The sequence below is a fragment of the Serratia sp. AS12 genome (assembly GCF_000214195.1).
In the GTDB taxonomy this organism is placed as follows: Bacteria; Pseudomonadota; Gammaproteobacteria; order Enterobacterales; family Enterobacteriaceae; genus Serratia; species Serratia plymuthica.
In genome coordinates this window covers 1649315-1669872 of sequence record NC_015566.1, presented here as the reverse complement: position 1 = coordinate 1669872, position 20558 = coordinate 1649315, and the positions used below count along the sequence as shown (strand labels likewise).

The window sequence follows — 20558 nt, the reverse complement described above, 5'->3', positions numbered from 1 at the left end:
CCGAAAAGTATCCTTTTATCTCGGTGTCACATGTTAAAAAAGCCGATGAAATATGATTTTTTATGCATTATTTTAGCTTAAAATCATGATGCCGCACTCTTCCCCGTCCCAGCACAGTTTTAAAGTTGAATTTTCCCCGCCCAACACCCATCATTCCCTTACGGCATAAGCCGTCGAACTTACAGGTGAAATTGGGCGTATGGAATGGATCGCAGATCCAACAATTTGGGCCGGCCTGGCCACTTTGGTCGTGCTGGAAATCGTTCTGGGTATAGACAACCTTATCTTTATCGCCATTCTGGCGGAAAAACTACCGAAACAACAAAGAGATAAAGCTCGCGTCGTGGGTCTGTTGCTGGCCTTGCTGATGCGTCTGGCACTGCTCGCCTCTATTTCCTGGCTGGCGACGCTGACCAAACCGCTGTTTGTGGTCGCGGAGCATCCCTTCAGCGGCCGCGATCTCATTATGCTGGTCGGTGGTATATTCTTGCTGTTCAAAGCCACCATGGAGCTGAACGAGCGGCTGGAAGGCAAGGATGATGAGCAGCAAGGGCCGCGCAAAGGCGCCCGCTTCTGGCCCGTGGTGGCGCAAATAGTGGTATTGGACGCCGTCTTCTCTCTCGATTCGGTGATCACCGCCGTCGGCATGGTTGATCACCTGGCAGTCATGATGATTGCGGTCTGTATCGCTATCGGGCTGATGCTGTTGGCCAGCAAGCCGCTGACGCGATTCGTTAACGCCCACCCGACTATCGTCATTCTGTGTCTGAGTTTCCTGCTGATGATCGGTTTCAGCCTGGTTGCGGAAGGGTTCGGCTACCATATTCCCAAGGGCTACCTGTACGCAGCGATAGGCTTCTCCGTGATGATTGAAGCATTAAACCAGCTGTCTCAGTTTAACCGTCGCCGTTTTCTGTCAAAGGTGCGGCCACTGCGCGAACGCACCGCAGAAGCGGTGCTCCGTATGCTGAACGGCAAACATGAAGAAGCAGAGGTAGACAGCCACTCCGCCAACCTGCTTGCCGACAGTGCGAGCGAAAGCGGAGAGATATTCAACCAGCAGGAACGGCACATGATAGAACGCGTGCTGGGCATGGCGCAGCGTACCGTAAGCAGCATCATGACCTCTCGCCATGACGTGGAATACCTCGAGCTGAATGATCCGCAGGAAAAGCTGACCCAGTTGCTGGAAAAAAACCAGCATACGCGCATTGTGGTGGTCGAAAACAGCGCCAGCGATGAACCGCTTGGCGTCATCCATACCCTTGATGTCCTGAAACAGCAGTTGACCCAGGTGCCGCTCGATTTACGTGCGCTGGTGCGTCAACCGTTGATTTTCCCGGAGCAGTTAACGCTGCTAAGCGCACTGGAACAGTTCAGACAGGCGCAGACGCATTTCGCTTTTGTCGTCGATGAATTCGGTTCGGTCGAGGGGGTCGTTACCCTCACAGACGTGATGGAAACTATCGCCGGCAACCTGCCGGAGGCTGGCGAGGACGTTGATGCACGGCACGACATTCAGCAAAACGAAGATGGCAGTTGGACCGCCAACGGCCATATGCCGCTGGAAGACCTGGTGCTTTATCTGCCTCTGCAGCTGGAGGATAAGCGCGAATACCACACGATAGCCGGCTTGCTGATGGAACATAGCCAGCGCATTCCCCAGGAAGGTGAGCAATTGCAGATCGGTGACTACCTGTTTGAACCGCTGGAAGTCAGTAGCCACCGTATTTTGAAAGTGAGGATCACCCCGCTGTCGGTACCGGAGCCAGACTACGAGGTATAAATCGGTGCCGGGCGATGCCCGGCTACCTTTATAGATGCTGAGGCACCAGCAGTTCGGTTGCCACAATCACCACGATCAACCCGACAATCACCGGCACCGAAGTCCGTTTCACCACGTCGAACGGCGAGATTTTCGCCATGCCTGATACCGCCACCACCACACCGGAAACCGGCGACAAAGTGCGCCCCAGGTTTGAAGCCTGCAACATCGGGATCACCAGATAGGCCGGATTGACGCCCATCTGCGCAGCCAATTTGGGGATCAGCTCCACAAAAGCATAGAACGGCGCATTCCCCGAGCCGGTGGTCATTGCCGCCAGCATGGTAATCACCACCAGTACCAACATCATGATAATGCCGCCGGTACCGAAAGACTGCGCCAGACTGATTAACCCACTGATAAAGCCGAGGGTGCTCAACCCCTGAGCGAATACGCCGGCGGCCACCAACAGCATCACCACGCTGGCAAAAGCGTCCGCCATACCGCGATACGCGACTTCCAGGCCGGTAAACACCTGTTTGGCGCTGAAACTGCGCAGGAATTCAATCACCGCCGCCAGCAACATACAGCCAACCAGCACCGTGATGATATGCAACTCCGGCCCCCATTTACCGTCAAAAACCAGCACGCCCAGGATCGGCGTGAACGGCAAAACCGCGTAGAAACCCGGCGCATGCGTGGTAATTTCACTCACATCCATAATGTGGTGCTGTTCGTTATTCTTCTTGTCGAGATAGCGTTGCCAAAAGAAATGCGCAATCGCCATACAGACAATTGCCGCAATCGAAATGGGCAAGGTGGTTTTAAAAGCGAAGTCAACCAAGGGCATTTCCGCCGTCTTGGCGGCCAATACCACGTCACCGGACGTCGGCGCCAGGATAATCGCCGCAGGAGAAGCGCAAATCGCAGCCGCAGCCCCCCGGCTAATGCCGACGTTAACCATCAATGGGAACAGCGTAGCCATCAGCAATACCCCCAGGCCAGTGGCGGAAGAGACCGCCAATGACATCAGGCAGGCGACAAAATAGGCTGCCACCATCAAAAGATACGGGGAGTTGATCATCTGCAGCGGACGGGAAGCCAACTTCACCACCACATCATTGGCACCAATGTGCGTCATATAAGCCGCAAATCCGCACAGCATCATGATCATCATGCCAAGATCGCCGCCACGGCTCATCAGCAGAATTTTAACGTACTCGATGATGTCGGTTGCACGCCACCCGGTAGACGCCGCGTCGGCAGGCAGCAGGTTTTTCCCCATCACGGCGCTGATAGCCAGCAACAGCAGGCCGCCAACCATCAGCACCCCGGTAGCGGAATAGCCTTTAATGATGTAACAGCCAACCCCGAGCACGACGACCGCCCCAATAAGAAGATCCAACATAAATTGCCCCTGGATAGTTGTGAAAAATTAGAACATAAATATTTCAATGCTAATACTATAAATAGAGTAATTTATGTTTTAAGTGATGAAAATCAAAATAATCAGAGCTTTCCTCACACAATCAATAAGTCTTCAATCTGTAAGTTAAACATTTGATCCACAGCAATCATTAGATAAATGAATCATGAACAAACCAATCCAGTAACACATTGAAAACATAGTTAACAACTTAATTTTTACAACTGACAGCCTGATGTTATTATCAATTGTGCGTCACTCACTTAACACATACCGGAAGGAGTAAGTATGAACCGACGAAACCTCGTAAAAACAATCATAGCAGGAACATCTGGTATTTTAGCGAGTAAGGTATATGCCGCTGATAATATTAGAAATACTATATCAAAAAGCACTGAAGATGATTTATCCGCCAGTAACAACCTATCAGTTTTATCCTCAAAACTCTCTGGGTACGATGGCGCAAAATATATTGGCCGCTGCCCAGACATCGAGACCCTAAGAAAAATAACACCTCAATTTTCAGGCCAAAAAATAGATGTTGTTAGCTTTTACCACGGTGATAATCTGATGTCCTCTGGAGGAGGATATTTTTATGCTGCCCAGTCGAAAGACTTGAAAGAAAAAAGTGGAATAATAATTAGAGTAGATGAAACATGGTGTTGGATAAGGGTTGATTCTGTTTCAACCAATATCTGGCCACTTGAGTGGTTGGGAATCAGAACCGGCTCCCCTCAGTATGGGGATAAAAATGCCACTATACTTCAGGGGTCTATAGTAAATAATTATCGGGTAGAGTTAGTATTCCCAAGCGGGATGACATATTTAAAGCCAGGCGTGATTAAGATCCCCGCTAACTGGGCAGGCGTTCTTCGAGGAAGCAATACCAGGAATTGCATCATCAGACCGAGTGAAGATCCCAAAGATCCCGACGTAATTTTGATTGAATATAATGTAGAGAAAAAGTTCAGTTGGGGATTGCGGATTGAAAACATCTCATTTGATGGGATGAATTACACTCTTAGCGCATTACGGATAACAAATGTCGGGTATGTGTACACTAACAACCTGCAAATATATTCTTTCCATGGCTGCAATCTTTGGTTGGACAAGGTTCAGGACTCTGTGTTTGAAGCTACCAACATCCAAGATGGGGGCTATTCCAATGGCGATAGAACAAACAATTCAAATACTACACACCCTGCATTATTACTAACCAGCACTATTAAAGATGATGCTTGCAACATGATACGATTTAATAACTGCCAAATAGAAAATAACAAATGCAGTCCTTATATTCGTATAGATAATGGCATTGGTCTAATGTTCAACCAAATCCACGCAGAAATAAGAGACCAGGAACATTGGGGGACAATGGACTTTCTAGAAATAAATAATGCTGACGTGCAAATATCAGAGCATGCAGGCTCTCGTTTCCGCAACGCTATTCTTATTAAAGGATATGGTGTAACCAGTGCTTCCGGTGGTCGCTCTTTAGGGGGAGATATCACCACTAACTCAGAAGGGAAAAGAGGGACATTGACACTGTCAAATTGTAATGTCAGGAAGATAAACATATCTGCTTATAATGGAAACCATCAGTTTTCGAATGTTACGGCAACAGATGTCATTCTGAATAAAACAGCAGGTACAGTCAGGTGGTTTGGCGGTTCAATAACCTCTCTGTCAGTGAATGATACCGTAAATCCTGCTTTAGGCGTTCACTTCGATGGAGTGATAGTCTCAAAAGATGTAGTCTTTTATAACGGTAAAAATAATACGAACGTATCTCATTCATTTATAAACAGCACTGTACTGGGAAATATAGAATTTAACTGTGTGAACAGTATTTATTATGCTAACGATATCAAAGGCACTGAAAACATAGCAACGGAACAGCGAGTTTTTGTACCGAGTAAAGTAAAAACCATGTACGGAAATGGCATTCCAACATCCGGAGAGTTTGCTCAAGGCGACAGAGTTGTAAACAATGCTCCGACTGCTGGGGGTTGGGACGGTTGGAGATGCATTGAAGCAGGCAAGCCAGGGATTTGGAAAGGATATGGGAAAATTTCTGATTAACGCATATCGAAAATTAAACTATTGATAGTATGGGGTTTCCCCCATACTATTTTAAAGCTTATCCAACAACTTTTTAAGATCCTGACCTTCACGCGAATCTTTGTTTTTATCGGCCCATTTATTCAGCGCGTCCTTGGCCCGGTTTTGCAGCGTTTTACGTAATACCTGATCAACCTGCAATTGGTAGTTAAGCTGTTGCCAAGGGCCATAAACCCGCAGTGGAATTGGCGTTTTCTGCAGTTGCTCGATCAGTTCGCCGCGCCCTTGCCAGCCGCCAGTCACCCGCACGTTAAGCACCATATCGCACTGTTTACCCGGCATATTCACCGTACCGCCACCGCTCAGATTCAACAGCGGGGAATCCGCACTCAGCTCACTGATGTTTACCGTACCACCGCTCAGGTTGGCTTTCGCCGAAAGCTGTTTCACTTCGGTAAAGCGTTGGTAATTATCCTGCCCGCGCACGCTGCTGTCGTTACGCGCCACCGCCTGCTGAATCAACTGCTGAATATTCAGTCCATGCAGTTGCGCGTCCTGCATCGCCAACTGGACGGTTCCCTTCCACCGGTGTTCAAACGACTGCGAAGTCAGGCGATCACCCGTTAAATCCCCTTGCATGCTGAATTTGCCGGTCAAAACCTGCGGCATGTCGAATGCCTTCAGAACGGCCCCCAGCTCAACCTGCTTCAATACCGGTTGCACGGCGATCACCGGTCTGCCGCCACGCGCATCCAACGAGCCCGGTAGCGCAAAGTCCCCCCCAGCCAACTGGCCGGAGAGCGTATGCACCTTCAGCAGACCTTGTTGGTTGTCTGCTTGCAGCGCCAAGTGGGCAATGTTCATGCCACGATAGGTCAGTTGGTCAACGTTCAAATTAAGCTGCGCAGTAAAGTCTCGCAACACTTCCAGATTTTGTTGCGGATCTTCCGCTTGGTTAGCTATCACCGGCGCAGCAGTCATACTCACTGCTTGTTGCGAACCCGAACTGGATTGCCAGCCGGAAAGCGTATCCAAATTCAGTGCCGTCGATGTCAGATTCATTGCATAAACCGGCACTTCGCCGAATCTCACGCTGCCACCGCCAGAGAACTGGCTGTCATTGGCGCTCAGAATCAATTGGCTTAGGGCAATTTGCTGCGGTGTTTGTTGATACGCCACCTGGGCGCTGCCATCACCTTTAATGCCGCCACCCAGAATGTCAGCACCTTCCAGTCGATAATTGAACTGAGTGACCGTGGCCGCGATACGCCGCGGGTATTGCTGCAGATCGATATCTGCCGCCATGCTGAAGGTCAGATCGCGCTGATCGCGGTTCACCCGGCTGGAAAGCTCCATTTGCGCCTGACGTTTGGCATTTTGCTGCAGGGTGAGATTAATATCGCGAACGTTAATCTGCTCGTTATTGGCGCGCTGCCAAATCAGCAGGCTGTCCACAATCCGCAGATTATCGATATCAAATTTCCACGGAGTATCCAGGGTCTCTTCGGTATTGCCCGCAGGAGCGACAGGTGCGTTCGGTTGATTTTGCTCTTCACTCTCGGGTGTCAGGCGAATGACGGCATTTTTCAGCATCACCTGTTTCACAAACAGCTGATGCGACAGCAACGGCAACAGTTTGACATCAAGGCGCATGTTATCCGCACTCACCACCGGCGCTTTGGCTCCGGGTGCCGTCAACGTCATGCGCCCGGCCAGAATGCTGAGCTGCGGCCAGATATGCCAGCGCAACTCGCCGTCCAGCGTCAGATGATAACCGCTCTTTTGTTCGACCTTCGTGACCATATAGGCGCGAAAATCATTCGGATTAACCAACAGCACCAGCGCGGACATTCCCGCCACCAGCACAATCAGTAAAATCACCAAAGTCGTCAGTAATCTTCTCATGCCATCCTCTTGTCAACGCCCCACCGACAGTGCTTCCAGCGCTGTTAGTCCTTGTCGATTCGACTGGCCACTGCACCCTGCTGATCGCGGTATTTTGCATCCTGCCGGCTGTTGTAAGGACGCGCCGCCGGCCCGGAAAGCGGTTCAAAGCTTAGCGCGCCAATCAACATGCCCGGGCGCAACGCCAGCGGCAACTTACCTGAATTATAGAACTCCAGAACAATTCGGCCCTGCCAGCCGGGGTCGATACGGTGCGCGGTCACGTGAACCATCAGACCCAGACGCGCCAATGAGGAACGGCCGTCAAGCCAGCCCACCAGATCGCTGGGCAACGTGACCGACTCGAGCGTGACCGCCAGCGCCAGTTCGCCCGGGTGCAGGAAGAAGGCTTCCCCTTCCGGCAGCACAATCTCGTCACTCATCACGCGGTCCAGCGCCGCGCTGACTTCGTCTTTTGGCCCGCTGAGATCGATAAACGCGGCAGTATGGCCGCGAAACACGCGAAACTGATTGCCTAAACGGACATCCACTGTAGCCCCGTTAATACGCTCAATCGGCGGACGCGGCGAAATCACCAGTTTTTCACTATCCAGCCAGGCTTCTATATCACGGTCGCACAGTCTCATTTCTTTATCTCCATCAGGCGTGTCACTAAAACAAAAATTGCCACACAACGGACAAAAGGTCTACGCCACGGCGTAAATACTTGCCCGTCGGCCGGAAACACAGATTTCCCGGCCATTGAACGACATTATTCAAAGAATTGGCTGATTTTGGCTTTCAGAATATCGATCGCAATGCGGTTTTTGCCGCCGCGCGGAACGATAATGTCGGCATATTGCTTGGAAGGTTCAATAAACTGCAGGAACATCGGGCGGACAGTTTTCTGATATTGCGCCATGACCGAATCCATCGAGCGGCCACGCTCATTGACGTCACGCTTCATGCGGCGCATCAGGCAAATATCCAGCGGCGTATCGACAAAGATCGAAAAATTCATTTCCTGACGCAGGCGGATATCCGTCAGCAGCAGGATCCCCTCAAGAATAATCACCTTTTTCGGCTCGAGGTGGATAGTCTCTTTCTTGCGCGTATGTTCAGTGTAACTGTACAGCGGCAACTCTATCGCCTTACCTGATTTCAGCATTTGCAGATGCTGGAACAGCAGGTTGTGATCCATGGCGCTCGGGTGGTCATAGTTAGTCTTGACCCGTTCTTCCATGGTCAGATGCGTCTGGTCTTTGTAGTAACTGTCTTCAGGAATAACGCCGATGTGTTCATCGCCAACCTGATCGCGAAGTTCACGATATAACGTGCTGGCAATAAGGCTTTTTCCGGAGGCAGATGCGCCAGCTATACCAATAATGACGCACTGATGCGGCTTGTCAGTCATAAAATTTAAAGACCTGATTTCGAAGTGTGAGGGAGGGAACTAAAACGCGACAATTATAGGGAGTTAGCGGGCATTGCGCCACTCTATATTGCAGTCGCAGGGCCGCTATCTCCGGTTATTTCGCCAGAAACGGATCCAAGTTTTTAAGATTATTGCGTCTAGGGCAATCCGATGCGACAGGGTAAACTTCGTAGCTTGTTCATTATCCTGCTGATGGGATGAGGCATTTCACCGGAGACTGACGTGCTGGACTGGTATTTTCTGACTTTTTTTGGCGACAGCATGCTGCTGCTGCCCTGCGCGTTGATTCTTTTTGTCGCGTTAATCGCTCCGCGCGCCACCCGTACGGCGGGCTGGCAATGGGCACTGATCTTCGGCTGTGCCGGGGGTATGGTATGCATATCCAAACTGGCCTTTATGGGGTGGGGCATCGGCATAAAAAGTTACGACTTCACCGGTTTCAGCGGCCATTCGGCGCTAGCCGCCAGCATTTGGCCAGTACTTCTCTGGACGCTGACCGGGCGTTTCTCGCATGCGGTGCGCAGCGTCATGCTGGTCGTGGGTCTGATATTACCCCTCACCATTGGCCTCTCACGGTTAGCTATCCGTGTACATTCCCCGTCGGAAGTGGTTAGCGGTCTGGTGTTAGGTTATATGGCCAGTACGCTGTTCCTGCGGTTACAACGCGGTAAACCGCGCCCGCAGCTCTCCCTGCCACAGATCGCCGTTGCACTTGCTTTGCCATTGGTTCTTATGGGCGTGCGGCAGCCTGCCCCAACCCAGGGACTCTTGGAGCAAATCGCCACCGCGCTGGCACAGATTGAACACCCATACACCAGGGCGGATTTACACAAACTCCCCCTCACGCCATAAACAAAAACCCCGGACCTGCGCCGGGGTTTTGCTTTTTAATCTGCGAGGATTACAACGCGCGGAAAGAAATTTCCGTAGGAATGGCCTCACCCTGCCAGTACATCTGCGCCGCGACACGGCCGGCAAGCTGGCGATACAATTCCGCAAATTCGCTGTCCGGACGACTGATTACCGTCGGCGCGCCGCGATCCAAATCTTCGCGCAGTGAAATGTGCAACGGCAGTTGCCCCAACAAGCGGCTGTTGTACTTTTTCACCAACTTTTCTGCCCCGCCAGTGCCGAAAATCGGCTCATGATGACCGCAGTTGCTGCAGATATGCACGCTCATGTTTTCCACGATACCGAGCACAGGCACATGGACTTTTTCGAACATCACAATGCCTTTGGCTGCGTCCAGCAGGGCGATATCCTGCGGTGTAGTCACCACCAGCGCGCCGGTAACCGGAATGTTCTGCGACAGCGTCAGTTGGATATCCCCGGTGCCCGGCGGCATATCCAGCACCAGATAATCCAGATCCGGCCACAGCGTGTCCTGCAGCAGTTGCATCAACGCCTTGCTGGCCATCGGGCCGCGCCACACCATGGCGTTGTCGTCGGTCACCAGGTAACCAATGGAATTGGTCGCCAGACCGTGCGCCAGGATCGGCGCCATATGCTGGCCGTCCGGCGAGGTTGGCCGCTCATGCTCGGTGCCCAACATATTGGGGATCGACGGGCCGTAGATGTCGGCGTCCAGAATGCCGACCTTCGCGCCTTCGGCAGCCAGCGCCAGTGCCAGGTTGACGGCGGTAGTGGATTTCCCCACCCCGCCCTTGCCGGAACTGATGGCGATGATATTGCGCACGCCCTTGATGCCGGCCTGATCGTTGGCGCGTTTCAGCGTGGCGATGTCATGCTTCAACTTCCAGTCGATCGCCTCTGCGCCGGTGACGCGCAGCAGTTCTGCACTCACGCGGTCTTTCAGCGTTTCAAAGGCACTCTGCCAGGCGAACGGCATGATCAATTCAATATGCAGTACATGATCCAACAGCGTGCAGTGGTGAATAGCCTTCAGCGCGGTCAGATTGTTTTTTAACGTCGGGTGTTCAAAGGCGGCCAGTACACCGGTCACCAGGGCACGCAGAACTTCAGGGTTGGTCTGCTCGGGGGATTTTGCGCTCATCCCGGCTCCTTGATTTTGAATGGATAGCTTCCCGCTAAGCATATCAGAACTGCAGGTCCGCTGGCGTGTGTCTGTAGAAAGAAACCGCCCTAGCCGTAGAGGGCGCGATCGGGTAACATCGAAGACCCTTTTTATTCATTACAGAAAGCAAGTTCTCACTATGGCTCAAGTCGCGAAAAAATTATTGGTGACGTGCGCGCTACCGTACGCAAATGGTTCCATCCATCTCGGCCACATGCTCGAGCACATCCAGGCAGATATCTGGGTTCGTTACCAACGAATGCGCGGCCACGAGGTTCATTTCATCTGTGCGGACGACGCGCACGGCACGCCGATCATGCTGAAAGCTCAGCAGTTGGGTATCAAGCCGGAAGAAATGATTGCGGAAATGAGCCAGGAGCACCAACAGGATTTCGCCGGTTTTGGCATCAGCTATGATAACTATCACTCCACCCATAGCGATGAAAACCGTGAACTCTCGAGCCTGATATACGGCCGTCTGAAAGAAAACGGCTTTATCAAGAACCGGACTATTTCCCAGTTGTACGATCCGGAAAAAGGCATGTTCCTGCCTGACCGATTCGTGAAAGGCACCTGTCCGAAATGCAAATCGCCGGACCAATACGGCGACAACTGCGAAGTGTGCGGCGCGACCTATAGCCCAACCGAGCTTATCGAACCAAAATCCGTTGTTTCCGGCGCCACGCCGATCTTGCGTGATTCGGAGCACTTCTTCTTCGATCTGCCTTCGTTCAGCGAAATGCTGCAGGCCTGGACCCGTTCCGGCGCGCTGCAAGAGCAGGTAGCGAACAAGATGCAGGAGTGGTTTGAGTCGGGTCTGCAACAGTGGGATATTTCCCGCGACGCGCCTTACTTCGGCTTTGAGATCCCGGACGCACCGGGCAAATACTTCTACGTCTGGCTGGATGCGCCAATCGGCTATATGGGCTCATTCAAAAATCTGTGCGACAAACGCGGCGATCTGGACTTCGACGAGTTCTGGCGCAAAGACTCCAGCACCGAGCTGTATCACTTCATCGGCAAAGACATCGTTTATTTCCACAGCCTGTTCTGGCCGGCGATGCTGGAAGGCAGTAACTTCCGCAAACCGACCAACCTGTTCGTACACGGTTATGTGACGGTAAACGGCGCCAAGATGTCCAAGTCCCGCGGCACCTTCATCAAGGCCGGCACCTACCTGCAACATCTGGATGCCGACTGCCTGCGTTATTACTACGCCGCCAAGCTGTCCTCGCGCATTGACGACATCGACCTGAATCTGGAAGATTTCGTGCAACGCGTGAATGCCGATATCGTGAACAAGGTGGTTAACCTGGCTTCGCGCAACGCCGGCTTTATCAGCAAGCGTTTTGGCGGCCAACTGGCCGATAACCTGGCCGATCCGGCGCTGTACCAAACCTTCGTTGACGCGGCAGAAAGCATCGCCGACGCCTACGCCAGCCGTGAGTCCGGCCGAGCAATCCGCGAAATCATGGCGCTGGCCGATCTGGCCAACCGGTATGTGGATGAGCAAGCACCTTGGGTCGTCGCAAAGCAAGAAGGCCGCGATGCCGATTTGCAAGCCATCTGCTCGATGGGCATCAACCTGTTCCGCGTACTGATGACCTACCTCAAGCCGGTACTGCCATCGCTGACGGAACGTACCGAAGCCTTCCTCAACTGCGAACTGACCTGGGATGCAATCCAGCAACCGCTGCTGGGCCACCAGGTTAATGCGTTCAAAGCCCTGTTCAACCGTATCGATCTGGACAAGGTGAATGAAATGGTCAGCGCTTCAAAAGAAGACATGGCAGCAGCTAAAGTGGTCAGCGGCCCGCTGGCTGAAGATCCGATTCAGGAAACCATCACCTTTGACGATTTCGCCAAGGTTGATATGCGCATCGCCTTGATCAAGAGCGCCGACTTTGTCGAAGGCTCTGACAAACTGCTGAAACTGCAGTTGGATCTGGGCGGTGAGTCTCGTCAGATCTTCTCCGGCATCCGTTCCGCCTACCCGGATCCGAAAGCGCTCGAAGGCCGCCTGACCATCATGGTCGCCAACCTTGCGCCGCGCAAAATGCGTTTCGGCATCTCTGAAGGCATGGTGATGGCTGCCGGCCCAGGCGGCAAAGAGATCTTCCTGCTCAGCCCGGACAGCGGTGCTCAGCCAGGAATGCAGGTGAAGTAACCGCCGTTTCCGTTGCCTTAAGGGTCGAGCTGCTGCTCGGCCCTTTTTATTTGTGCCCCCCAAAAGACGCCAACGCAGGCAAATTTTATATGCCTCCCACAAGTGATATATTTCAGCATCATATATAGACGTCCAGACGTAAAGGCTGCTATAAATAATCCCTTACCGGGATAGCCATCACCTGCTTTTGGAGCCAATAATAATGAAAACGATAAAAACACCGCTACTGGCCATTGGCCTGCTGGCCGCCCTGCCACTGTTCGCCGCAGAATCGTCCACGCCGGCACCGGAGCCAACCGCCATTGCCCAGCATCAGGGGCCGATCCGCATTGCAGTGATCCGTAACCTGGGTTCCGACGACAACACCACTCAGTTTCTGGCCGGCGCCATTCAGGAAGGGCGTAAGCTGGGTTTCAAAGTGGATACCTTCCTCAGCAACGGTGACGACGCGCGTTTTCAAGATTTCGTGAACCAGGCCATCAGCCAAAAATATGACGGCATTATTCTCTCGCAGGGCCGCGCGCCCTATTCCACCGATTTGGTCAAACGCATTGCGGCGGCAGGCATTGCCGTCTCCGTGTTTGATACCGACGTCAGCGGCAGCATTCCCGGCGTAACGGTTTCGCAACAGGATGACGCTTCGCTGGCAAATGAGTCGTTCGGCCAACTGATTAAAGACTTCAACGGGAAAGCCAATATCATTAAGCTTTGGGTCGCCGGTTTCCCGCCGATGGAGCGCCGTCAGGCTGCCTACCAGCAGTTGCTGAGGCAAAATCCGGGCATTCACGAACTGGAATCGATCGGCGCAGTGTCATCGGACGTGCAGGGCGATACCGCCAACAAGGTTGGCGCGGTGCTGGCCAAGTATCCGAAAGGCAAGATTGACGCAATCTGGGGTACCTGGGACGCCTTTAGCCAGGGCGCCTACAAGGCACTGAAAGAAAATGGCCGTACCGAAATCAAACTGTACAGCATCGATATTTCCAATCAGGATCTGCAACTGATGCGCGAAGCCAATAGCCCGTGGAAAGTCAGCGTAGCGGTGGATACCAAGCTGATTGGTGCGGTAAACCTGCGTCTGGTAGCGAACAAGATTGCCGGCGAACCGACGCCTGCAACCTATGAGTTCAAGGCTGCGTCTATTCCGCAGGCGTTGTTGGCCAGCCAGCCGGGGCCGATCAACGTAGCCGGGCTGGCAAAAATCATTCCGGGCTGGGGCAGCAGCAGCGATTTTATCCAGCCGTGGTTCGCCACGCTACAGGCCAAATCGGGCAAATAATCTCTTTCGCTTATCCCCAGGTAGAGTATGGGCGCTGCATGCAGCGCCCATATTGATCGGGGCAACAGCAGCCTGAAAGCGGCGATATAACCTCTTTTTTTCACACAACATCTTCCCAGTCGGCCAAAATGAGCTATGTTATCAACATCGCTTAATAGCTGTATGCATAAACAGGTCCGACATGAAGGGATTCCCACCGCTGATCATCGCACTGCTGGCTAGTTCGCTGGTGTTGACCATTGGCCGCGGCGTCACGCTGCCGTTCATTACTATTTACCTCACCGGGCATTTCCACCTGTTGCCGAAAAGCGTCGGCATTATTCTGGGCATCAGCCTGGCGATCGGCATTTTCGCCAGCCTGTATGGCGGCTATCTGGTGGACAAGTTCAACAAAAACACACTGATCCTGCTTTCCATTTTACTGTTCGCCCTGAGCTTTTTCGCCATCCCGTGGATCCCGCGCCCAGGGGGTATCGTTCTGGTGCTGGCGATTCTGCATACTGCCTACTCGGTGCTGGGCATCACCATTAAGGCGTGCTTTGCCGACTGGCTGCCCGTCACTCAGCGTATAAAAGCCTTTTCGCTCAACTACACGCTGGTAAATGTCGGCTGGGCTGTGGGGTCATCTCTGGGCGTTATGGTGGCCGGGCTGAACCCGCTGCTGCCGTTCTACCTCTCCGGTGGGCTGGCCTTATTGACGGTGGCGACACTGAGCTTTCGTCTGCGTGGGCAGTTGCACGCAAGGCAACCCGCGGCCACCGAATCTGCGCCGACCACATTGCCTGATTTTCGTCAGACGCTGACCATCCTGCGCAGCGATCGTCGGCTAATCTACTTTACGCTCGGCAGTACGCTGGGGGCAGTCGTTTTCGGCCAGTTCACCGGCTATCTGTCGCAATACCTGATTATCGTCTCGAACGCCGAATTCGCGTACAAAATCATTGGCGTGGTGATGATCGTCAATGCCTGTATCGTCATCGCGTTGCAGTATCTGCTGAGCCGGGGCATGCGTCAGGAAAACATGCTGCGCTGGCTGGCGCTGGGCACACTCTTTTTCATTGTCGGGCTGGTCGGTTTCATGCTGGCGGGGCAATCCGTCTGGCTGTGGGCCGTGGCCATGGCGATATTCACGCTGGGGGAGATTATCGTTATCCCGGTGGAATATATGTTTATCGACTTTATCGCACCAGCACATCTGAAGGGCAGCTACTACGGCGTGCAAAACCTCAGTGCGTTGGGGGGCGCCATCAACCCGGTGCTCTGCGGTTTTATCCTCAGCTACGCCGCACCGCCATTGATGTTTCTGATGTTGATTGCCGCCGCGTTATTGAGCCTGCTATTCTTTTTCCTCGGCCATCGGCTGGCGCAAAAACAGCAACCGAATGCGATCGCCACCCACGTGGAATAAGGCCGCGCGCGACCTTTCGCCAGTGCTGTCAACCTGCCTAACTGGCATGGATGTCATAGAGAGAATTCATGGTGTGATTTGTGGCGCAGGTCACAGTTTAATTGTATGATGAATACATCAGTTAAACGGGAAAAGGTGATGGTCAACGTGCTTGCACTGTGCTGGAAATACCTGAGGGCAATCGTCCTTATCTACCTCTGCTTGTTTGCCGGCAATGCCATCGCAGCGCTACTGCCGATCGCCATTCCCGGTAGCATTATCGGCATGCTGATCCTGTTTGCCCTGCTCTCCAGCCAAATTTTGCCGGCGAAATGGGTCAAGCCCGGCTGTCATCTGCTGATCCGTTATATGGTGCTGCTGTTCGTGCCGATTGGCGTCGGCGTGATGAACTATTACGATGAAATCATCGAACATCTCAGCCCGCTGGTGGTTTCCTGCGTTATCAGCACCCTGATGGTGCTTATCGTCGTCGCCTGCACCTCTCATTATTTTCACCGTGAACGTAAAATCATCGGCAGTGACGATCCTGCGGAGGGTAAAAAATGATCCATGAAATCTGGTGGTCATTGCCGTTGACGCTGTTGGTCTACTTTGCGGCTCGCTGGCTGGCTCAGCGGCTGAAGATGCCGCTGCTGAACCCGTTGCTGGTTTCCATGGCGGTGATCATTCCCCTGCTGCTGCTGACCGGCGTTCCCTATGAACGCTATTTTCAGGGCAGCAAAATTCTCAACGATTTGCTGCAACCGGCGGTGGTGGCGCTAGCCTTCCCGCTGTATGAGCAGTTGCATCAGATCCGCGCCCGCTGGAAGTCGATTATCGCAGTGTGCTTTATCGGCAGCATGACGGCGATGATCAGCGGCGGCGCCATCGCGCTGTGGATGGGCGCAACGCCCGAGATTGCCGCGTCAATCATGCCGAAATCCGTCACTACGCCGATCGCCATGGCGGTAGCGGGATCCCTTGGCGGCATCCCCGCAATCAGTGCCGTCTGCGTTATTTTCGCCGGCATCTTCGGGTCGGTATTTGGTCATTCGTTGTTCAGAGGGCTGAAAATCACCACCCGTTCGGCACGCGGCCTGGCGATGGGCACCGCTTCGCATGCCATAGGCACGGCACGCTGTGCGGAAATGGACTATCAGGAAGGCGCTTTCAGTTCGCTGGCGCTGGTGATCTGCGGGATTATTACTTCGCTGCTGGCGCCCTTTGTCTTCCCGGTGCTACTGCATTTGTTCGGTTAACGGGTTATAAACTTGCGATACATCTCGCATTTATCGTTTTCATTGCATTGATTTCATCAATAAAGAGATATAAATCACACTTTATTGCTTCAAGGCTGCCTAAAATGTTATCCCGTTAACCTGTAGAGAGATTTTCTATGCATCCGCGTTTTCACACTGCTTTCGGCGAACTGTCCGCGACATTGCAATCCATCCTGCTGCCTTATTTTGATGCGCCCGATTTCCCGGCCATGTTCAGAGCGGAGCAGGTAGACGCGATCAAGCAGCGCTGCGGGCTGGATGATGATGCTCTGGCATTTGCCCTGCTGCCTTTGGCGGCCGCCTGCTCGTTAGCGCCGATCTCTCATTTCCACGTCGGTGCCATTGCCCGCGGCCAGAGCGGCAATCTCTATTTTGGCGCCAATATGGAGTTCAGCGGTGCGCCGATGCAACAAACCATTCATGCAGAACAGTGTGCCGTGACCCACGCCTGGTTACGCGGTGAACCTGGCCTGGTCTCGATCACCGTTAACTACACGCCTTGCGGCCACTGCCGTCAGTTTATGAACGAACTGAACAGCGGTGCCGGCCTGCAAATTCGCCTGCCCGGCCGTGAGCCTGCCACGCTTGGCGACTATCTGCCGGATTCGTTCGGCCCGAAAGATCTGGATATCGCCACGCTGCTGATGGACCGGGTCGATCAGGGCTACCAGTTGACGCTGTCTGACGAACTGGAGAAAGCCGCGCTGGCCGCCGCTAACCAGAGCCATGCGCCCTACAGCAACGCCCACAGCGGTGTCGCGCTGGAGGCCGAAGACGGCACGATTTACGCCGGGCGCTATGCGGAGAACGCTGCCTTTAACCCAAGCCTGCCGCCGCTGCAAGCTGCGTTGATTCTGCTGAACGTCTCCGGACGCGACTGCCGGAAAATCCGCCGCGCGGTACTGGCTGAGCCACAAACCGCTATCCTCACCCAGTGGGACGCGACCCGTGCCACCCTGGAAGCGCTGGGTTGCCAAAACGTCAGCCGCATCACTTTCTGATCCCGATCACGGCGGTGCCGCCCGGCACCGCTGTTAACAGCCCCGTAAGCCGATTACAATGGCATTCACGTCTTAAAACACTTTCTTTAGTTAAATTAGGGCGTGATCGTCGATAATTACGCCAATTTACCTCATGATCCGATAACAATTGCTGTACATATTTTCCCGATCTTTTAGGATCGGCATCATAAAAGTTATCCGATACGTTGAAGAGCAAAACAATGGAACTTGAATACGAAAGCAAACGCCCCCTCTACATCCCTTACGCCGGCCCGATTCTGCTGGAATTTCCGCTGCTGAACAAAGGCAGCGCCTTCACTGAAGATGAACGCAGCCATTTCAACCTGCACGGTTTACTGCCTGAAGCGGTGGAAACCATCGAAGAACAGGTTGAGCGCGCCTATCGTCAGTATCAGGATTTCAAGAACGATAACGACAAGCACATCTATCTGCGCAATATCCAGGATACCAACGAAACCCTGTTCTACCGCCTGCTGGACGCGCATCTGAGCGAGATGATGCCCATCATTTACACCCCGACGGTCGGTGAGGCCTGTGAGCATTTCTCCGATATCTACCGCCGCGCGCGCGGGCTGTTTATCTCCTACCCAAACCGCGATCGCATCGACGACATGCTGCAAAACGCCACCAAGCAAAACGTCAAAGTGATCGTGGTCACCGACGGTGAGCGTATTCTCGGCCTGGGCGATCAGGGCATCGGCGGCATGGGCATTCCTATCGGCAAGCTGTCGCTGTATACCGCCTGTGGCGGCATCAGCCCGGCCTATACCCTGCCGGTCGTACTGGACGTCGGCACCAACAACCCGCAGCGCCTGAACGATCCGCTGTACATGGGCTGGCGCCACCCGCGCATCTCCGGCGATGAATACCACGCCTTTGTCGAAGAGTTCATTCAGGCCGTAAAACGCCGCTGGCCAAATGTGCTGCTGCAGTTCGAAGACTTCGCGCAAAACAACGCCACTCCGCTGTTGAACCGCTATCGCGATGAGATTTGCTGCTTCAACGACGATATTCAGGGCACCGCAGCGGTCACCTTGGGCAGCCTGATCGCCGCCAGCCGCGCCGCCGGCAGCCAGTTGCGCGACCAAACCGTGACCTTCCTTGGCGCCGGTTCAGCCGGTTGCGGCATCGCCGAACAGATTATCGCGCAGATGAAATCCGAAGGGTTGAGCGAAGACGAAGCGCGCGCCCAGGTCTTCATGGTGGACCGTTTCGGCCTGCTGACCGACAAACTGCCCAACCTGCTCGATTTCCAGAGCAAACTGGTGCAAAAGAGCGAAAACCTGGCTTCGTGGCAGACGTCCAGCGACGCCATCTCTCTGCTGGACGTGGTGCGTAACGCCAAACCAAGCATTTTGATCGGCGTTTCCGGCCAGCCGGGCCTGTTTACCGAAGAGCTGATCCGCGAAATGCACAAGCATTGTCCGCGTCCGATCGTCATGCCGCTGTCCAACCCGACCTCGCGCGTGGAAGCCCGCCCGGAAGACATCATTAACTGGACCGACGGTGCCGCGCTGGTCGCGACCGGCAGCCCGTTCGCGCCAGTGAGCTATAAAGACCAGCTGTTCCCTATCGCCCAATGCAACAACTCCTATATCTTCCCGGGGATTGGTTTGGGCGTGTTGGCTTCCGGCGCCACTCGCGTGACCGATGCCATGCTGATGGCCGCCAGCCGTGCGCTGGCAGATTGTTCGCCGCTGGCGACCGACGGACATGGCGCGCTGTTGCCGGATATCGACGATATTCAGGGCGTATCCAAGTGCATCGCGATGGAAGTGGGTAAAGCGGCGCAGCTGCAGGGAATGGCGGTAGTCACCTCTGAAGAAGCGCTGTCGAAAGCCATTGAACACAACTTCTGGCGACCGCAGTACCGCAGCTACAAACGCACCTCGTTCTGATTTACGCAGGTGAAGCGCAAGGTCCGGCACGCCGGACCTTTTTTATTGTCAAAACCGCCTAAAAATGCGGCGCAATACGTGCTTCAGGCGGTGGACAGCTTGCGTCAGCCAGTCAGGTAAAGTAGCCTTGAGCCATCTTTTTTGGCCCCTGTGCGCGTAAGGCAATAACATGTGGAAACGCCTGATAATCAGCCTGTTCATCATCATTGCGGTGTTGATGCTCTCGGCGCTCGCGCTCGATCGCTGGATCAGTTGGAAAACCGCACCCTACGTCTACGACGAACTCCAGGGTCTGCCTCATCGCCAGGTTGGCGTGGTGCTCGGCACCGCCAAATATTACCGTACCGGCGTCATCAACCAGTATTACCGTTACCGTATTCAGGGCGCGATTAACGCCTATAACAGCGGCAAGGTGAAATACCTGCTGCTGAGCGGAGACAACGCCCAGCAAAGCTATAACGAGCCCATGACCATGCGCCGCGATCTGATCGCCGCAGGCGTGGCGCCCAGCGATATCGTGCTGGATTACGCCGGGTTCCGCACCCTGGACTCCATCGTGCGCACCCGCAAGGTGTTCGACACCAATGACTTCATCATTATCACCCAGCGTTTCCACTGCGAGCGCGCGCTGTTTATTGCCCTGCATATGGGGATACAGGCTCAATGCTACGCAGTGCCGTCGCCGAAAGACATGATGACGGTGCGCGCTCGCGAGATCTTCGCTCGCCTTGGCGCGCTGACCGACCTGTACATACTCAAACGCGAACCGCGCTTCCTCGGCCCGCTGATTCCCATCTCCTCCATGCATGCCGTGCCTGAGGATGCCCAGGGTTATCCGGCGGTGTCGCCAGAGCAACTGGTGGAGCTGGAGCACAAGCTGAAAGAAGAAAAGCAAAAGGCCAAGTAATCCCGCCATACA

General features: G+C 53.8%; 16 protein-coding genes. 11 read left to right on the top strand and 5 right to left on the bottom strand.

Annotated elements, in window-relative coordinates; all coding sequences use genetic code 11:
* Nucleotides 1-199: 199 nt before the first annotated feature.
* Nucleotides 200-1786, top strand: a complete 1587-nt coding sequence (locus tag SERAS12_RS07840; RefSeq protein WP_013812192.1) for a TerC family protein — start codon at nt 200-202, stop codon at nt 1784-1786.
* A gap of 28 nt (nt 1787-1814) precedes the next feature.
* Here the strand turns inward: SERAS12_RS07840 and dcuC are convergent, their stop codons facing one another.
* The gene (gene dcuC / locus SERAS12_RS07835) at nt 1815-3173 is read right to left on the bottom strand and encodes an anaerobic C4-dicarboxylate transporter DcuC (protein ID WP_013812191.1); all 1359 of its coding nucleotides are present in this window, start codon (nt 3171-3173) and stop codon (nt 1815-1817) included.
* 306 nt (nt 3174-3479) lie between these two features.
* On the opposite strand from dcuC, the gene SERAS12_RS07830 reads away from it, so the two are divergent.
* Nucleotides 3480-5273 (top strand): hypothetical protein, encoded by a 1794-nt coding sequence (locus tag SERAS12_RS07830; protein WP_013812190.1) that lies wholly within the window; start codon nt 3480-3482, stop codon nt 5271-5273.
* Between the two features lie 51 nt (nt 5274-5324).
* Here the strand turns inward: SERAS12_RS07830 and asmA are convergent, their stop codons facing one another.
* The 3 genes from asmA to udk form a co-directional block, all read right to left on the bottom strand.
* Complete coding sequence (gene asmA, locus SERAS12_RS07825; RefSeq protein WP_013812189.1) at nt 5325-7157, bottom strand: outer membrane assembly protein AsmA; 1833 nt, start codon at nt 7155-7157, stop codon at nt 5325-5327.
* 44 nt (nt 7158-7201) lie between these two features.
* On the bottom strand, nt 7202-7783 hold the full coding sequence (gene dcd, locus SERAS12_RS07820; RefSeq protein ID WP_004942378.1) for a dCTP deaminase: 582 nt from the start codon (nt 7781-7783) through the stop codon (nt 7202-7204).
* A gap of 125 nt (nt 7784-7908) precedes the next feature.
* Nucleotides 7909-8550 (bottom strand): uridine kinase, encoded by a 642-nt coding sequence (udk, locus tag SERAS12_RS07815; protein ID WP_004942376.1) that lies wholly within the window; start codon nt 8548-8550, stop codon nt 7909-7911.
* Nucleotides 8551-8793: 243 nt separating this feature from the next.
* On the opposite strand from udk, the gene SERAS12_RS07810 reads away from it, so the two are divergent.
* Nucleotides 8794-9423, top strand: coding sequence for a phosphatase PAP2 family protein (locus SERAS12_RS07810; RefSeq protein ID WP_013812188.1), 630 nt, complete (start codon nt 8794-8796; stop codon nt 9421-9423).
* Nucleotides 9424-9472: 49 nt separating this feature from the next.
* On the opposite strand, the gene apbC is transcribed toward SERAS12_RS07810, so the two are convergent.
* The gene (gene apbC / locus SERAS12_RS07805; protein WP_004942372.1) at nt 9473-10585 is read right to left on the bottom strand and encodes an iron-sulfur cluster carrier protein ApbC; all 1113 of its coding nucleotides are present in this window, start codon (nt 10583-10585) and stop codon (nt 9473-9475) included.
* A 160-nt stretch (nt 10586-10745) separates the two neighbouring features.
* On the opposite strand from apbC, the gene metG reads away from it, so the two are divergent.
* From metG to sanA, 8 genes are all read left to right on the top strand, one after another.
* On the top strand, nt 10746-12773 hold the full coding sequence (gene metG, locus SERAS12_RS07800; RefSeq protein ID WP_013812187.1) for a methionine--tRNA ligase: 2028 nt from the start codon (nt 10746-10748) through the stop codon (nt 12771-12773).
* A gap of 202 nt (nt 12774-12975) precedes the next feature.
* The gene (locus tag SERAS12_RS07795; RefSeq protein WP_013812186.1) at nt 12976-14052 is read left to right on the top strand and encodes a sugar ABC transporter substrate-binding protein; all 1077 of its coding nucleotides are present in this window, start codon (nt 12976-12978) and stop codon (nt 14050-14052) included.
* A gap of 181 nt (nt 14053-14233) precedes the next feature.
* On the top strand, nt 14234-15460 hold the full coding sequence (locus SERAS12_RS07790) for an MFS transporter (RefSeq protein ID WP_013812185.1): 1227 nt from the start codon (nt 14234-14236) through the stop codon (nt 15458-15460).
* 138 nt (nt 15461-15598) lie between these two features.
* Nucleotides 15599-16006, top strand: a complete 408-nt coding sequence (locus SERAS12_RS07785; protein WP_013812184.1) for a CidA/LrgA family protein — start codon at nt 15599-15601, stop codon at nt 16004-16006.
* On the top strand, nt 16003-16698 hold the full coding sequence (locus tag SERAS12_RS07780; RefSeq protein WP_013812183.1) for a CidB/LrgB family autolysis modulator: 696 nt from the start codon (nt 16003-16005) through the stop codon (nt 16696-16698). Before SERAS12_RS07785 ends, SERAS12_RS07780 begins: the two co-directional genes overlap by 4 nt.
* A 137-nt stretch (nt 16699-16835) precedes the next feature.
* Nucleotides 16836-17720, top strand: a complete 885-nt coding sequence (gene cdd / locus SERAS12_RS07775) for a cytidine deaminase (protein ID WP_013812182.1) — start codon at nt 16836-16838, stop codon at nt 17718-17720.
* Nucleotides 17721-17941: 221 nt separating this feature from the next.
* Nucleotides 17942-19639, top strand: coding sequence for an NAD-dependent malic enzyme (locus SERAS12_RS07770; protein WP_013812181.1), 1698 nt, complete (start codon nt 17942-17944; stop codon nt 19637-19639).
* Between the two features lie 169 nt (nt 19640-19808).
* A complete protein-coding gene (sanA, locus tag SERAS12_RS07765) occupies nt 19809-20546 on the top strand; it encodes an outer membrane permeability protein SanA (RefSeq protein ID WP_013812180.1) in 738 nt (245 codons plus the stop codon).
* Nucleotides 20547-20558 lie beyond the last annotated feature (12 nt).

What these genes read in the sequence shown, in the direction of transcription:
- SERAS12_RS07830 (WP_013812190.1), top strand. Translation starts at nt 3,480, where the DNA reads ATGAACCGACGAAACCTCGTAAAAACAATCATAGCAGGAACATCTGGT.
- udk (WP_004942376.1), bottom strand. Translation starts at nt 8,550, where the DNA reads ATGACTGACAAGCCGCATCAGTGCGTCATTATTGGTATAGCTGGCGCA.
- SERAS12_RS07840 (WP_013812192.1), top strand. Translation starts at nt 200, where the DNA reads ATGGAATGGATCGCAGATCCAACAATTTGGGCCGGCCTGGCCACTTTG.
- sanA (WP_013812180.1), top strand. Translation starts at nt 19,809, where the DNA reads ATGTGGAAACGCCTGATAATCAGCCTGTTCATCATCATTGCGGTGTTG.
- metG (WP_013812187.1), top strand. Translation starts at nt 10,746, where the DNA reads ATGGCTCAAGTCGCGAAAAAATTATTGGTGACGTGCGCGCTACCGTAC.
- SERAS12_RS07785 (WP_013812184.1), top strand. Translation starts at nt 15,599, where the DNA reads ATGGTCAACGTGCTTGCACTGTGCTGGAAATACCTGAGGGCAATCGTC.
- asmA (WP_013812189.1), bottom strand. Translation starts at nt 7,157, where the DNA reads ATGAGAAGATTACTGACGACTTTGGTGATTTTACTGATTGTGCTGGTG.
- dcd (WP_004942378.1), bottom strand. Translation starts at nt 7,783, where the DNA reads ATGAGACTGTGCGACCGTGATATAGAAGCCTGGCTGGATAGTGAAAAA.
- SERAS12_RS07770 (WP_013812181.1), top strand. Translation starts at nt 17,942, where the DNA reads ATGGAACTTGAATACGAAAGCAAACGCCCCCTCTACATCCCTTACGCC.
- SERAS12_RS07795 (WP_013812186.1), top strand. Translation starts at nt 12,976, where the DNA reads ATGAAAACGATAAAAACACCGCTACTGGCCATTGGCCTGCTGGCCGCC.
- SERAS12_RS07780 (WP_013812183.1), top strand. Translation starts at nt 16,003, where the DNA reads ATGATCCATGAAATCTGGTGGTCATTGCCGTTGACGCTGTTGGTCTAC.
- dcuC (WP_013812191.1), bottom strand. Translation starts at nt 3,173, where the DNA reads ATGTTGGATCTTCTTATTGGGGCGGTCGTCGTGCTCGGGGTTGGCTGT.
- SERAS12_RS07790 (WP_013812185.1), top strand. Translation starts at nt 14,234, where the DNA reads ATGAAGGGATTCCCACCGCTGATCATCGCACTGCTGGCTAGTTCGCTG.
- apbC (WP_004942372.1), bottom strand. Translation starts at nt 10,585, where the DNA reads ATGAGCGCAAAATCCCCCGAGCAGACCAACCCTGAAGTTCTGCGTGCC.
- cdd (WP_013812182.1), top strand. Translation starts at nt 16,836, where the DNA reads ATGCATCCGCGTTTTCACACTGCTTTCGGCGAACTGTCCGCGACATTG.